Origin of the sequence: Shewanella eurypsychrophilus (assembly GCF_007004545.3) — a bacterium.
Classification (GTDB): Bacteria; Pseudomonadota; Gammaproteobacteria; order Enterobacterales; family Shewanellaceae; genus Shewanella; species Shewanella eurypsychrophilus.
The window spans coordinates 4995021-5009465 of sequence record NZ_CP045503.2 but is presented as its reverse complement, the minus strand read 5'-3'; the positions used below and the strand labels follow the sequence as shown (position 1 = coordinate 5009465).

Annotated in this window: 13 protein-coding genes and 1 tRNA gene; all 14 read left to right on the top strand. The window is 42.6% G+C overall.

Going from position 1 to position 14445, the window contains the following annotated elements; all coding sequences use genetic code 11:
- The first annotated feature begins 18 nt into the window (after positions 1–18).
- The 14 genes from FM038_RS21395 to FM038_RS21330 all read left to right on the top strand — a co-directional run bounded on the left by FM038_RS21395 (position 19) and on the right by FM038_RS21330 (position 14390).
- A tRNA-Gly gene (locus tag FM038_RS21395) sits at positions 19–112 on the top strand.
- A gap of 591 nt (positions 113–703) precedes the next feature.
- The gene (locus FM038_RS21390; protein ID WP_142873937.1) at positions 704–1159 is read left to right on the top strand and encodes a hypothetical protein; all 456 of its coding nucleotides are present in this window, start codon (positions 704–706) and stop codon (positions 1157–1159) included.
- Positions 1160–1491: 332 nt separating this feature from the next.
- The gene (locus tag FM038_RS21385) at positions 1492–2982 is read left to right on the top strand and encodes an NAD(P)H-hydrate dehydratase (protein WP_142873938.1); all 1491 of its coding nucleotides are present in this window, start codon (positions 1492–1494) and stop codon (positions 2980–2982) included.
- A gap of 101 nt (positions 2983–3083) precedes the next feature.
- A complete protein-coding gene (tsaE, locus tag FM038_RS21380) occupies positions 3084–3542 on the top strand; it encodes a tRNA (adenosine(37)-N6)-threonylcarbamoyltransferase complex ATPase subunit type 1 TsaE (protein ID WP_142874010.1) in 459 nt (152 codons plus the stop codon).
- 2 nt (positions 3543–3544) lie between these two features.
- The gene (locus FM038_RS21375; protein ID WP_142873939.1) at positions 3545–4864 is read left to right on the top strand and encodes an N-acetylmuramoyl-L-alanine amidase; all 1320 of its coding nucleotides are present in this window, start codon (positions 3545–3547) and stop codon (positions 4862–4864) included.
- 49 nt (positions 4865–4913) lie between these two features.
- Positions 4914–6803, top strand: a complete 1890-nt coding sequence (gene mutL, locus FM038_RS21370; protein WP_142873940.1) for a DNA mismatch repair endonuclease MutL — start codon at positions 4914–4916, stop codon at positions 6801–6803.
- Between the two features lie 112 nt (positions 6804–6915).
- Positions 6916–7806: a tRNA (adenosine(37)-N6)-dimethylallyltransferase MiaA gene (miaA, locus tag FM038_RS21365; protein ID WP_223293108.1), complete on the top strand. Its 891-nt coding sequence runs from the start codon at positions 6916–6918 to the stop codon at positions 7804–7806.
- A gap of 94 nt (positions 7807–7900) precedes the next feature.
- Positions 7901–8167 carry an RNA chaperone Hfq gene (hfq, locus tag FM038_RS21360; RefSeq protein ID WP_142873942.1) on the top strand — a complete coding sequence of 89 codons (267 nt, stop codon included), beginning with the start codon at positions 7901–7903 and terminating at the stop codon, positions 8165–8167.
- A 20-nt stretch (positions 8168–8187) separates the two neighbouring features.
- Positions 8188–9486, top strand: coding sequence for a ribosome rescue GTPase HflX (gene hflX / locus FM038_RS21355; protein ID WP_142873943.1), 1299 nt, complete (start codon positions 8188–8190; stop codon positions 9484–9486).
- A gap of 42 nt (positions 9487–9528) precedes the next feature.
- Positions 9529–10677 carry an FtsH protease activity modulator HflK gene (hflK, locus tag FM038_RS21350; RefSeq protein ID WP_142873944.1) on the top strand — a complete coding sequence of 383 codons (1149 nt, stop codon included), beginning with the start codon at positions 9529–9531 and terminating at the stop codon, positions 10675–10677.
- Positions 10678–10679: 2 nt separating this feature from the next.
- On the top strand, positions 10680–11558 hold the full coding sequence (gene hflC, locus FM038_RS21345) for a protease modulator HflC (RefSeq protein WP_142873945.1): 879 nt from the start codon (positions 10680–10682) through the stop codon (positions 11556–11558).
- 326 nt (positions 11559–11884) lie between these two features.
- Complete coding sequence (gene petA / locus FM038_RS21340; protein ID WP_142873946.1) at positions 11885–12475, top strand: ubiquinol-cytochrome c reductase iron-sulfur subunit; 591 nt, start codon at positions 11885–11887, stop codon at positions 12473–12475.
- Complete coding sequence (locus FM038_RS21335; protein WP_142873947.1) at positions 12475–13689, top strand: cytochrome b; 1215 nt, start codon at positions 12475–12477, stop codon at positions 13687–13689. Before petA ends, FM038_RS21335 begins: the two co-directional genes overlap by 1 nt.
- On the top strand, positions 13689–14390 hold the full coding sequence (locus tag FM038_RS21330; RefSeq protein WP_142873948.1) for a cytochrome c1: 702 nt from the start codon (positions 13689–13691) through the stop codon (positions 14388–14390). Before FM038_RS21335 ends, FM038_RS21330 begins: the two co-directional genes overlap by 1 nt.
- Positions 14391–14445 lie beyond the last annotated feature (55 nt).

Sequence of the window (14445 nt, the reverse complement as noted above, 5' to 3'; positions counted from 1 at the left end):
TCCAATTTAAAAGATTACGCGACATTAGGCTCAGTTGACTCTTTGTTTAGAGCAAAAGGGCGGTACCTTGCCAAGGTATAGGTCATCGGTTCGAACCCGATATGTCGCTCCAATCTTCCTCTCCGATATCAAACTTCCAAATATAAAAGATTACGCGACATTAGCTCAGTTGACTCTTTATTTAGATCAAAATGGCGATACCTTTCCAAGGTATAAGTCATCGGTTGTTTGTTTCGAACCCACTTTTTATGAAAAGAATGGTCGCTCCAATCTTCCTCTTCGATATCAAACATCCAAGTATAAAATTTTACGCGACATTAGCTCAGTTGTGCTCGTAGAAAAAAACGATACCTCGCTCTATGCCAAGGTATAGCTATCTCGAAACGAGAGCCGGTTCGACCTCCTTCAGTTTAAATCAAGAACTCGCTCCAATTTCCTCCTTCTACTTTCTCCTTCGATTCAAACTTCCAAAATATTAAGTTTTAAGCGACTTTATCTCTCATTATTCAGCTATTTCATACCTACATCACTTTATGGTCATTTACGTGATGGATGGCGAAACTCTTTAACAATCTCTAATGTAGCCGAGTGGGAAGTACTAAAGTTTGAACTTGTTCAAATATTCATTTCCAATTAGTCCCCATAATAGCCACATAGATGATTAATTGAGCCAGCTTTTGGCAAGAATTTTTGGAGTGCGATAATGCGATTTCAACAGCTAAGCGAACTACTAGGTTATGTTGCAACTTGCCGAATAGAGATGTCTAAATTATATAGTCGATTACAAGTTGAAGCTGACTCAACGAGGGTCAAAATGATGCTTGAGTACTTTCAGCAGCATCAAAAAGGGGTGGCTGAAAAGTTAGAGAACTACATCGATGAAGCCCCAAAGAAAGTTTTAGATACTTGGTATAAAGATATTAGTTTTGAAGATTTTGTTAAGAGATGTCACGACACAGTGCTAACGGCCAATATGACTGAGGAAGATGTTTTAGATCTCCATCTAAATTTAGATAATCGATTAATTGAACTTTTGCAAAAAACGGCTGAGCATTCATCCTCTATAGATATCTCTGGTGCCTTAAATGACTTGGTACGAGTAGAAAAAATACAACAGCAAAGGCTGGTTCATAGCTGTATTCGTATGGATGATATATAGGCTTAGATATTGCTCCGTTTTCACTGAAAAGGTGCCATCTGGCACCTTTTTTTATAAGAAAATGTTGGGCTAGTTTTGAATTGTTAGTCTTTGTAGGTTGTCGTAATTAATTCTGGTAATGAACCGTTAAGTCATATTTTTCTATCAGCTTTATAGTCAAAAATCTGTATTTTATTACCTGTGCAAGGTTTCTTGTTCGAGATCAAATTTTACTGATTTAAAACGAGTAACGACAGAAACTATTGGTCGCTTCAGACTCTAACTACTAATCTTGTTTTTATTATTTAATGAGCACTATATCGTTTCGATATTGACTTATGAGGGAGATATTTATGCATAAAGAAGAACTAGAGCTTCCTTGTGAAATGTACACCAGTGAACAAATTAACCAAGCAGAGCAAGATTATCTTGCTACTGGAGAGCTAACCAATTTTGAGCTAATTGAATTAGCAGGCAATGCCGCATTTAGACTGTTATCGAAAAGGCATAGTAAAGACGTGCCTATTTTAGTGTTGGCAGGTTATGGAAATAATGGTGCCGATGCATTTATTTGTGCCAGTAAGTTAATTGAGTCTGGGTACCTAGTTTCATTAATGGCGGTATCAAGAACGGAAGCTGAACAAGCAAGTCGTCTAGATTTTGCCCGCTGCCGAGATGCATACATTTGTCTAGGCGGCAGCGTGGAGAAAGTCGATTTAGATCGTATTGCGACCGCTGAAGTTATTGTTGATGGTTTATTAGGTGTAGGTGTTAATGGCGAAGTCAGAGAGACCATTAGGGATATCATTGATACGGTAAATATGTCAAAGGCATGGGTGCTGAGTATCGATGTCCCATCAGGAATAATCCCTGATACAGGCTACAGTGCTTGTGCTATCGAGGCTGATATGACGATAACATTTGGCGCATTGAAGCAAGGGTTGATGACGGGGCACGCGAGACATTGCTGCGGAAAAATCATGCTTGCATCATTGGGAATGTCTCCTTTCTTACCCACAACAGTAGTAACGCAAGTTACCGATAAATTTGTGAGAGCAAGGATTATTCCTCGTGCCAGAGATAGCCATAAGGGATTATCAGGAAAAGTCACAGTAATAGGTGGCGATAATGGTATGGCGGGAGCGGTTAGACTTGCAGGAGAGGCCTGTTTAAGGGCTGGTGCTGGCTTGGTCAATGTGATTTCAAGACCAGAGCATCAAAATACGGTTAACGCTAACCGACCTGAACTGATGTTTTGGGGTTGTGAATTGGTTGATATGGAAGTTTATCTCCGACTCGGTTGGGCACATACTCTCGTCATCGGTCCAGGTCTAGGCAAACAGACTTGGGGCTATAATCTACTTAAGGCCGTGGCTCTCAGTGACAAGCCCTGTGTGTTAGATGCTGACGCATTGAACCTGCTCAGTGAAGAGCCCAGATCTCAAGGTAATTGGATATTAACTCCCCACAGTGGAGAAGCTGCTCGACTGTTAGCTTGCTCGATTGAAAATGTAGAGAAAGATAGATTTAAAGCAGCTCAAGATATTCAGGCAAAGTATGGTGGTATTGTTGTTCTGAAAGGGCCTGGCACCCTGATCACTGACGGTAAGCAGTGTGTAGTCGCACCGGTAGGAAATCCTGGGTTAGCCAGTGGTGGCTGTGGAGATGTATTGTCAGGGGTGATTGGCGCGCTTTTGTCTCAAAACCATAGCTTACTAGATGCTGCAATCATGGGCGTTGTCATTCATGGTGCAGCAGCAGACCGTGCAGCATTGCAAGGGGAGCGTGGCATGCTAGCGAGTGATCTTATGCCGCATATTCGATCTTTGGTAAATAATATTTAACGAGTGAATGCCTGCTATTTTATGAAATTTGTTTAGCTGTTAGATTATTTGCTATAAAGTATTGGGTTCGAATCAGCTTTATGACAGGTAAACTTAATACAATGGCATCGGTTAAGGTTTTTCTAGAGGGTGAGCAGGATACAGTGGATTTGGGTAGACGTTTAGCTCAAATTATTTCACCGCCTTTAACAGTTAATTTATCTGGTGAACTCGGAGCAGGGAAAACGACCTTAAGTCGAGGTTTAATTCAGGCTTTAGGGCATCATGGTACGGTGAAAAGCCCTACATATGCCATAGTTGAGCCCTATGAACTCGAAAATATTGATCTGTTCCATTTTGATCTTTACCGATTAAGCGATCCTGAAGAACTTGAGTACATGGGGATCAGGGATTACTTCACCGATAAAAGTGTTTGTATTGTCGAGTGGCCAGATCGTGGCCATGGCTTAATGCCTATTGCCGACATCAGCATTACAATGAAATATGTGGGAACAGGTAGAGACGTTGAAATCACCTCGGGAACTCCTCAAGGGCAAGCGCTGCTAAGTAAATTTAAATAATAATGATAAAAATCGAAAGTTTTCTAAAAATCCTGCTGGTTATGTTTTCACTGGGTACGTCATTTGTCGTTCAAAGTGCTAATAAGCTCGATGGGGTACGTATCTGGGCCGCTCCTGAGTCTACGCGGGTGGTTTTCGATCTCAGTCAAGCTCCAGCTTATACCCATTTTAACCTGACGAGTCCTTATCGTTTAGTCGTCGATCTTAAAGGGACTTCAACCAAACTTAACTTAAGTAAAATTGCTAATAATAGTAAGTTGGTAAAAAAAGTCAGGATCAGTAAGCCGCCTTCCAAGGGAACATTGCGTTTAGTTATCGACCTGGTAAAACCGGTCAAAGCTAGTTTGTTTGCACTTTCGCCAACAGCACCTTATGGAAATCGATTAGTGGTGGATCTCGACGATAGCCATGTGCCATCCATTAGCAAACCTACTCAGCCTAAAACTAAATTGCGTGATGTTATTGTTGCCATTGATGCTGGCCATGGTGGAGATGATCCAGGGTCCATAGGTCCAACAGGGATCTATGAAAAGACAATTGTTTTGCAGATAGCAAAAAAAGTCGAAGCTAAAATTAATGCAACACCAGGTATGAAGGCGGTGATGACACGTACTGGGGATTACTTTGTTAATCTTAACAAGCGCTCAGAGATTGCCAGAAACAGTAAAGCCGATCTTCTTGTTTCCATTCATGCCGATGCTTTTACCTCTCCTCAGCCCAGAGGCGCATCCGTTTGGGTGTTGTCAATGAGAAGAGCAAACAGTGAAATTGGTCAGTGGCTCGAGCATAAAGAAAAGCATTCAGAGCTTTTAGGTGGCGCGGGTGAGATCATTCAAAACAGTGATAGTGAACAGTACTTGGCCAGAACTATTCTCGATATGAAGATGGATAGTTCAATGGTGAGTAGCCATGATATCGCTGATGTTGTGTTGTCGCAATTAGGGAAAGTGACTAAGTTACATAAGCATAAGCCAGAGTCGGCTAGTTTTGGCGTATTAAAATCCCCTGATATCCCTTCAATTTTGGTTGAGACAGGCTTTATCTCGAACCACAAAGAGGAGAGGTTGCTATCACAAAGAGATCATCAGAATAATATTGCAAAGGCTGTCCATAAGGGTGTGCAGAGATACTTTGAGAGTAACCCTCCAATTAATTCGCTGATGGCAAGTAAAGGCTCACTCAAGCATAACGTACGCAAAGGTGAGTCACTCTCTGTTATAGCCCATAGATATCAAGTCTCAGTTTTAAGTATTAAAAAGGCCAATAAACTCAAATCTAACAATATACGTATAGGTCAGAAACTCGTTATACCACGAGCTTAGCTTACTGTCGTTAAGCTAAGTTATTGCCCTGTTTTGAGAGTTAAATAACATGACTATTCAAATATTACCCCCTCAGCTAGCAAACCAAATTGCAGCCGGTGAGGTTGTTGAACGCCCAGCCTCTGTTATCAAAGAGCTGGTTGAAAATAGCTTAGATGCAGGAGCTACCAGAGTCGATATAGAGATCGAAAAGGGTGGCAGTAAACTCATAAAAATACATGATAATGGCTCAGGTATCCCTAAAGATGAGCTTGCACTAGCATTGTCTAGACATGCAACATCTAAACTAAGTACCTTAGATGATCTCGATGCCATCTTAAGCTTTGGTTTTCGTGGTGAAGCATTAGCGAGTATCAGTTCAGTGTCTCGCTTAACGTTAACGTCTCGTACTGAGGAGCAGTCTGAAGCCTGGCAAGCCTATGCCGAAGGTTCTGATATGGCTGTTAAGGTAATACCTGCCGCCCACCCCGTTGGCTCGACGGTTGAAGCGGTTGATTTGTTTTTTAATACGCCAGCGAGAAGACGTTTCCTTAAAAGTGATAAGACAGAATTTACTCATATCGATGAGTGGCTTAAACGAATTGCACTCGTACGGAGTGAAATTCACTTTACATTAAAAAATAATGGTAAAACGGTAAGGAATTATCGACCCGCTAAGACTTCAGATCAGTATTTACAGCGATTAGCTCAGATTAGTGGCAAAAAATTTGCTCAACAGGCAATTGAAATTAATTGTGAGCATGATGATTTAAAGTTAAGTGGCTATATTCAATCTCCTTACTTTGAGTCACCCGCTAGCGATACTCAGTATTTTTATGTTAATGGACGTTTGGTTCGTGACAGGTTAGTCAATCACGCTGTCAGGCAAGCTTTTGCCGAGCATGTGACCGGTGCGCAAGCGAGTTATGTGCTAATGCTTGATTTGGATCCACATCAAGTCGATGTCAATGTGCATCCAGCAAAGCATGAGGTCAGGTTTCACCAGAGTCGCTATATACATGATTATATTCTGCAGGTACTGCAGTCTGCTTTAGCGCAAGTGGGACAAGCATTGCCAGCTCAAGAGACCCATTTTAGTGAAATAGCCCCTGATGCACTCAATGCACCAGAACTTAGTATCCATGACGCTAAATACCAGCAAGCTAGTCACTCCAAGGCCGGAGCAGTCAATGAGCCTGTAAAAGCAATGGAACAAGCTAGGACGACTGCCAGTGGGCCAAGCATTACTCCCCAATTGTCTCGAAACATGAATGCGTCATACGTCTCTGGAGACCGTTTATCAAACACTCGTTCCTCATCACGGCCACAAACAGAGCTTCCGAGTTCTGAGAGCATTGCTGCTTATGGTGCCTTACTCACAACACCCAATGTGCCAAATACAGTAAATGAGTTGGCAATAGAAGGAGGCCTGCCGGCTGCTCCGGCAGTTTTAGCCAATCAATACTGGGTGCTGGCCAAAGGTGAAGAGCTGAGTTTGTTATCCATAGAAAAAGTAGCAGATAAACTCTTACAAGTGAATATTGCCAGTAAACTGGATCTGGGCTTGATTAGTCAGCCATTGTTAATGCCTGTTTCGATCGCCATGGATGAGGATTGGATTGAAACGATAGAGCAAAGAGAAGTGTTATTAAGGAAAATAGGAATTGAGTTAACTATTCGTCTGGGGCAGTTGATAATAAAGAAAGTGCCCCCATATCTAAGGCAGAGTCGGCTGGTTACAGTGGTACCTGAACTTTTACAATGGTTTCGATTTGAGGAGCCGAGTCAGGACGCTTTAGCATCTTGGTTGGTCAGCCAAGTGAAGCAAGATCTTAGTGTGCCAGAGAGTATTTGGCTGGAGCTGCTTCAGTCAGAGGAAAGTGTACAGCAAGAGTTAATGATGCTGACCACAGCGTTACCCTGGCAGTCTTGGTTAGAAGCACAATTGAATACACAGTAGTTGTATCACATTTTAGATTGAATTAAATGTAGACGATGTTCGATACGAGCACTGAATAAGTTGGAAGTATAATCGAGTGACACAAGCAAACTTACCGAAAATCATAACGCTTATGGGGCCAACGGCTTCAGGAAAAACTGCGTTAGCGATTGAATTGGTTAAAAATCATAACTGCGAAATAATATCTGTAGATTCGGCGTTGATATATCGAGGCATGGATATAGGCAGTGCAAAACCAACGGCAGAAGAGCTTGCTGTTGCACCGCACAGATTGATTAATATCCGTGATCCCTTGGAGAGCTATTCAGCAGCAGATTTCAGAGTTGACGCGCTCAGAGAGATCGGCGATATCATTGGATTGGGCAAGACACCTCTATTGGTTGGCGGCACAATGCTTTATTTCAAGGCTTTGTTAGAGGGCTTATCTCCTTTACCAGCAGCGGATGAGCCGATAAGGGAGCAGATAGCAAAAGAAGCCGAAGAATTTGGTTGGCAGCATTTGCATGATGAACTAAATCGATTGGACCCTGTCTCAGCAGAACGTATTCATCCAAATGATCCTCAACGTTTATCGAGGGCATTAGAGGTCTACCGGATCAGTGGTAAAACCTTGACAGAGCTGACACAAATTAAGTCTGAACCTCTTCCTTATGAGGTGATTCAATTTGCTATTGCGCCAAAAGATCGAAAAGTGTTACATCTTTCTATAGAAGAAAGATTCAAATTGATGTTAAATCAAGGTTTAGTAGAAGAAGTTAGTCATCTTAAACTGAGAAAAGAACTGCATTCAGATCTTCCATCTATGAGGTGCGTTGGCTACAGACAGTGCTGGCAGTATCTAGATGGTGATTATGACTATAATACTATGGTCGAAAAGGGGATAATTGCTACTAGGCAATTAGCTAAGCGTCAATTAACATGGTTACGTGGTTGGCCAGAGTTAAATTGGTTGGAAAGTGGCGCAGAGACGAATCTAAATACCGTATTGCGACATTGTCGCTAGCTAATTCGCTCTAGCTATATAATACTAAATCTAAACAAGAAAGTTATGTTGTATTAGTTTTACTACTTATTTTTATTAAAAAGGAAATTATAAAATGGCTAAGGGGCAATCTTTACAAGACCCATTTTTGAACGCACTTCGCCGTGAGCGCGTTCCTGTTTCAATTTATCTTGTTAATGGCATCAAATTACAAGGCCAAGTTGAGTCTTTCGATCAATTTGTTATCTTGCTTAAAAACACGGTTAGTCAGATGGTTTACAAGCACGCGATCTCTACTGTTGTACCAGCTCGTCCATTTAATGTTAGCAATCATCATGCTACACCTGGACAAAATGGTCAGCCAGATGAGACTAGTGAGTAAGTTTTTTAAGGAGCGAGCATTTGTTTGATCGTTATGAGGCGGGTGAAGATGCCGTCCTTGTCCATATTGATTTTTCCGATGAAGACCGTAGGGAAGATTTAGTCGAATTACAGCTTTTAGTGGATTCGGCAGGAGCCCGGCAAGTCGGAGTAATCACTGCCAGCCGTCGCTCACCAGATCGGAAATTTTTTGTCGGTTCTGGTAAGGCGGATGAGATAGCAGCTTTGGTGGCTGCGACAGAGGCCAATGTGGTGATTTTTAATCATACATTGAGTCCAGCTCAAGAGAGGAATCTTGAGGTGGTTTGTCAGTGTCGTGTGCTAGATCGTACAACACTCATTCTTGATATTTTTGCACAGAGAGCGCGTACCTACGAAGGTAAGTTACAGGTGGAGCTAGCGCAGTTGCGCCATATGTCGACTCGCCTTATTCGTGGTTGGACGCATCTGGAGCGCCAAAAAGGTGGTATCGGCATGCGAGGTCCTGGGGAAACTCAGCTCGAAACCGATAGACGATTACTTCGTGGTCGAATAGGCAACATCAATAAGCGTTTAGCAAAAGTAGATAAACAGCGAGAGCAGAGTAGAAGAGCACGTCGTCGCAGTGATTTGGCGACAGTTTCATTAGTTGGCTACACCAACGCGGGCAAATCAACTCTGTTCAACTCGCTGACAGTTTCAGAGGTTTATGCTGCAGATCAGTTATTTGCTACTCTAGATCCTACTTTACGAAAGTTAGATTTAAAGAATGGTGATGTGATTTTAGCTGATACCGTTGGTTTTATTCGCCATTTGCCACACGACTTAGTGGCGGCATTTAAGGCCACGTTACAAGAAACTCGAGAAGCCGATCTATTGCTGCATATTGTCGATTGTCATGACGAGAATATGGAGGATAACTTTGAGCAAGTTCAGAGCGTGCTCAAAGAGATTGGTGCAGAAGAAATTCCTCAACTAGTTGTCTGTAATAAGATTGACTTGTTAGAGGAGGTAAACCCTAGAATCGATTACGATGACGAAGGTGTACCTAGGCGAGTATGGGTTTCGGCCCAGCAACAAAAAGGCTTAGATCTCATAAAAGAAGCTATCAACGTAATGGTTGGTAAGGTTGTTTTAGAGTTATCCTTGCGGATACCAGCAAATGCTGGGCATTATCTTGGTCTGTTTTACCGACTTGACGTGATACAGCAGAAGGCGTACGACGATCTGGGGAACTGTATTTTATCTGTTGACATAATTGAAGCCGATTGGCATCGTCTATTGAAGCAGAGTGATGGGGAATTAGGGACCTTTATTATTGAGCCATCAATAGTAGAGTAGTTTTTTTAATCTCGTTTATTTCATACATCTATGGAGTACTAAATGGCTTGGAACGAGCCCGGTAACAAGGGAAATAAAGACCCTTGGGGAAATAAAAGTGGTAACGATAAGGGACCACCAGATCTAGATGAAGTTTTTCGTAACTTTTCTAAGCGCTTCGGCGGTGGGAAAGGTAATGGTAACGGTCCAAAAGTAAGTTCTTTTGGTCTTATCATTGTGTTAGGTATTGCGATTGTTGTATGGGGACTTTCTGGTTTCTATACAGTAAAAGAAGCTGAGAAGGGCGTCGCATTAAGATTTGGCCAGTATATTGGTCAAGTCGATCCTGGTTTACAATGGAAAGCCACATTTATCGATGAAGTGTTTCCAGTCAATGTGAGCACTGTACGTTCAATTCCTGCTTCAGGCAGCATGCTGACAGCTGATGAAAACGTTGTTCTGGTTGAACTTGATGTTCAATACAGAGTGACTGACGCATATAACTTCCTGTTCAGTGCTGTTGATGCAAATGCAAGTTTGCGCGAAGCTACAGACAGTGCGCTGCGTTACGTTGTTGGTCATAATAAGATGGATGACATCTTGACCACTGGTCGTGATCAGATCCGTCGTGATACTTGGGCTGAAGTCGAACGTATTATTGAGCCTTATAAGCTGGGTATTAATATCGTTGATGTGAACTTCTTGCCTGCTCGTCCGCCAGAGGAAGTTAAAAATGCTTTTGATGACGCGATTTCAGCACAGGAAGATGAACAGCGCTTTATCCGTGAAGCAGAAGCTTATGCTCGTGCCATTGAGCCTAAGGCTCGTGGTCAAGTTCAGCGTATGGAGCAGCAAGCTAACGCATACAAACAGCGTGAAATCTTAGAAGCTAGAGGTAAAGTGGCTAGCTTTGAATTGCTACTACCTGAATATCAGTTAGCACCTGAGGTTACACGTGAGCGTTTATACCTTGATGCTATGCAAGAAGTGATGAGTGGAACTAGTAAAGTGTTGCTCGATGCGAAAAACAGCGGCAACATGATGTACCTTCCATTAGATAAACTGATGCAAAAAAATCAGGCTGATAGCAAACCTAGAAACGTAAGCTCGAATTCAACCACGAGCTCATCGACAAATTATGGTTCATCAAGTAACACGAGTATACCGTTAGATACGCGTCCGACTCGTGGCGAACGTCAGGGGAGGAATTAATCATGGGTAGACTTACTGCGATTATTGCTGCCGTACTTGTTGCTGTGTTTTTATCATCGATTCTAGTTGTTAACGAAGGTGAAAGAGCGATAGTTTCACGCTTCGGTAAAATCCTGAAAGATGATGGCGTGACACGTATTTATGAGCCAGGCTTGCACCTTAAGCTGCCTATGATCGATAAGATTAAGTTTCTAGACTCGCGTATTCAGACAATGGATGGCGCAGCGGATCGATTCGTAACTTCAGAAAAGAAAGACCTTATGGTCGACTCTTATGTGAAGTGGCGCATCATGGATCATGAGAAATACTATCTTTCGACTAATGGTGGTATCAAGGCGAACGCCGAGTCACTACTGCAGCGTAAGATTAATAACGATCTGCGTACCGAGTTTGGTCGTCGCACGATTAAAGAGATTGTCTCTGGTAGTCGTGACGAGTTGCAGCAAGATGCACTTAGAAATGCCGCTGAAAGTGCTGCAGACCTAGGGATTGAAGTAGTTGATGTTCGAGTTAAACAGATCAACTTACCTGCTAATGTAAGTTCAAGTATCTATCAGCGTATGCGTGCAGAACGTACCGCTGTAGCGAAAGAGCACAGAGCACAGGGTATGGAGCAGTCTGAGATCATCAAGGCGAAGACGGATGCTTCGGTAACGATCATGTTGGCCGAGGCGCAACGTAAAGCACTTGAGGTTCGAGGTGAAGGAGATGCAACAGCTGCTAAGATTTATGCTGATACTTTCTCTAAAGACCCTGAATTTTATAGCTTTGTACGTAGTCTAGAAGCATATAAATCAAGTTTCGAAAATGATTCGAACGTGATGGTGCTTGAGCCAGATAGTGAATTCTTCAAATACATGAAGAGTCCACAAATCAAATAAGCTTGTTTCAATGAAAAACCCGGCATTTGCCGGGTTTTTTTTGCTTTGTATTCCTAAACGACTAATTTAGCAAGGTATGCTATTCGTTATTTGTGACTTAACTTTGCATTTCTGTCATTTATTTATCTATATAAGTGTCCATTTTATGTGCTGCTGATGCGATTTTGTGAACATAGTTAACTTTGTTATCTGATTTACTATGATCTGCTTCTAATTTTTGGCTATAATGAGCTCCGCCTCAAGTTTCGTTTTTGAGTTTTGGGGTGAAACCCGATTTTTAAAAATAATTTAAAACAAAAATTCCAACACTCTCTGGAGATAAGTGGATGAGCAATGCGCCAGTCGATACCGGACGTCGCAGATTTCTGACCGCAGCAACCGCCGTAGTAGGTGGTGCAGGTGCCGTCGCTGTAGCGGTTCCTTTTATAAAGTCATGGAATCCGAGTGCCAAAGCGAAAGCTGCAGGCGCACCGGTTGAAGTAAATATAAGCAAAGTAGAGCCAGGTCAATTGATCCGAGTTGAATGGCGTGGCAAACCTGTTTGGGTTGTACGTCGTACTGAAGAGATCCTAAATAACCTTGCTACACTTGATAACCAATTACGTGATCCAGCATCAGTAGAAGAGCAACAGCCTTCATATGCACAGAATGCGGTTCGCTCTATCAACCCCGAGTACTTTATCGCGGTGGGTCTATGTACTCACTTAGGTTGTTCTCCTACTTATTTACCAGATACGTTCGGTGAGCAGGTTGAAGGTGTTCCTTCAGGCTTCTTCTGTCCTTGTCACGGTTCTAAGTTTGATATGGCTGGTCGTGTTTTCCAAGGTGTACCAGCCCCATTGAACTTAGTTGTTCCACCGCATCAGTATATCGGTGAAGGCAATGTCATCATCGGTGTCGATAAGGGAGCAGCATAATGATTAAGAATGTTGTTGATTGGATCGATGCTCGCATTCCTATGACGGCGACTTATAATCGCCATGTTGGTCAATATGCGACGCCTACGAACTTTAACTTTTGGTACTTTTTCGGTTCTTTAGCTATGTTGGTGCTGGTTAACCAGCTTCTAACTGGTATCTGGCTAACGATGAACTATGTGCCAACTGCCGAAGGCGCTTTTGCGTCAATCGAATACATCATGCGAGATGTTGAGTACGGTTGGTTGTTGCGTTATATGCACTCCACTGGCGCTTCAGCCTTTTTCGTGGTGATCTACCTGCATATGTTCCGCGGTATAATCTACGGTTCTTACCAAAAGCCAAGAGAACTTCTTTGGTTATTCGGTATGCTTATCTTCCTCGTCTTGATGGCTGAAGCCTTTATGGGTTACCTGCTTCCTTGGGGACAGATGTCATATTGGGGGGCCCAGGTAATTATTTCTTTGTTTGGTGCAATTCCTATTATTGGTGATGACCTAACATTGTGGATCCGTGGTGACTTTGTTGTCTCTGGTGCGACCCTCAACCGCTTCTTCGCCTTGCATGTTATTGCATTGCCATTAGTGCTAGTTGTGTTGGTTTTCTTGCACTTAATCGCTTTACATGAAGTGGGTTCAAATAACCCCGATGGTATTGAGATTAAGAAGAACAAGGATGAAAATGGTTGGCCGAAAGATGGTATTCCATTCCACCCTTACTACACAGTTAAAGATATCATGGGTGTCGCAGGCTTCCTGATTGTCTTCTGCTATGTATTGTTCTTTATGCCAGAAGGTGGTGGTTACTTCCTCGAGAAACCTAACTTTGAAGCGGCAAACCCAATGAAGACGCCTGAGCATATCGCTCCAGTTTGGTACTTCACACCTTTCTACGCAATATTGCGTGCCATCCCTGATAAGTTATTAGGTGTTGTCGGCATGGGATTAGCGATAGCAGTACTCTTTGTATTGCCATGGTTAGACCGCTGTAAGGTTAAATCTGTTCGTTACCGTAGTTTGACTCATAAGTTGAACATAGGTCAGTTTGCAGTGTCATTTGTGGTTCTTGGTTACTTAGGTGCAGTTCCTGCAACACCTGAATTAACGATTGCGGCACGAGTATTTACTCTGACTTACTTCGGTTTCTTCTTGTTCCTTTGGATCTACAGTAAGAACGAGAAAACTAAGCCTGTACCAGAGAGGTTGACTCACTAATGAAAAAATTACTGATAGCATTAGTTACCTTAGTTCCGTCTCTAGCATTTGCAGCGGGTGGTTCACATGTACATCTAGAGAGCGCTAACATCGATCTAAACGATAGTGCATCTCTAGAGCGTGGTCTTGACCTGTTTCAGCAGAATTGTTCTGGCTGTCATAGTACTCAGTACCAACGTTATAGCCGTGTTGCTGCAGACTTAGATATTTCACTTGATGATATGCGTGCTAAGTATATGTTCAATGAAGATGCTAAGCCTGGTGACTTGATGGAAAATGCCATCCCTGAAGATGGGGCTGCTAAATGGTTCGGTGCAACGCCACCAGACCTAACATTAGTGGCTCGTGTTCGAGGAGAAGATTGGATCTACACTTATCTTAAAGGTTTCTATAAAGATGAGAGTCGTCCATTCGGTGTTAACAATACCGTGTTCCCATTGGTAGGTATGCCTCATGTCCTAGAACACCTTCAAGGCACCCCAGTTAAACAAGAAGATGGTACGCTTGTTGCCACTGGCGGTGAGCTAAATGCAGAAGAGTATGATCAAGCGGTTCGTGATATCACTGGTTTTCTGGTTTACTCAGGTGATCCAGTTAAACTTGAGCGTGAAAGCTTAGGTTGGTGGGTAATGGGCTTCTTGTTTATCTTCTTCATCATTGCTTATTTGTTGAAGAAAGAATACTGGAGAGATGTACACTAACGCTGATAAAGGTTAGAATGTATTATTCGCATATTCTAAACGAGGGGCTTTGCCC

What these genes read in the sequence shown, in the direction of transcription:
- FM038_RS21390 (WP_142873937.1), top strand. Translation starts at nt 704, where the DNA reads ATGCGATTTCAACAGCTAAGCGAACTACTAGGTTATGTTGCAACTTGC.
- FM038_RS21385 (WP_142873938.1), top strand. Translation starts at nt 1,492, where the DNA reads ATGCATAAAGAAGAACTAGAGCTTCCTTGTGAAATGTACACCAGTGAA.
- tsaE (WP_142874010.1), top strand. Translation starts at nt 3,084, where the DNA reads ATGGCATCGGTTAAGGTTTTTCTAGAGGGTGAGCAGGATACAGTGGAT.
- FM038_RS21375 (WP_142873939.1), top strand. Translation starts at nt 3,545, where the DNA reads ATGATAAAAATCGAAAGTTTTCTAAAAATCCTGCTGGTTATGTTTTCA.
- mutL (WP_142873940.1), top strand. Translation starts at nt 4,914, where the DNA reads ATGACTATTCAAATATTACCCCCTCAGCTAGCAAACCAAATTGCAGCC.
- miaA (WP_223293108.1), top strand. Translation starts at nt 6,916, where the DNA reads ATGGGGCCAACGGCTTCAGGAAAAACTGCGTTAGCGATTGAATTGGTT.
- hfq (WP_142873942.1), top strand. Translation starts at nt 7,901, where the DNA reads ATGGCTAAGGGGCAATCTTTACAAGACCCATTTTTGAACGCACTTCGC.
- hflK (WP_142873944.1), top strand. Translation starts at nt 9,529, where the DNA reads ATGGCTTGGAACGAGCCCGGTAACAAGGGAAATAAAGACCCTTGGGGA.
- hflC (WP_142873945.1), top strand. Translation starts at nt 10,680, where the DNA reads ATGGGTAGACTTACTGCGATTATTGCTGCCGTACTTGTTGCTGTGTTT.
- petA (WP_142873946.1), top strand. Translation starts at nt 11,885, where the DNA reads ATGAGCAATGCGCCAGTCGATACCGGACGTCGCAGATTTCTGACCGCA.
- FM038_RS21335 (WP_142873947.1), top strand. Translation starts at nt 12,475, where the DNA reads ATGATTAAGAATGTTGTTGATTGGATCGATGCTCGCATTCCTATGACG.
- FM038_RS21330 (WP_142873948.1), top strand. Translation starts at nt 13,689, where the DNA reads ATGAAAAAATTACTGATAGCATTAGTTACCTTAGTTCCGTCTCTAGCA.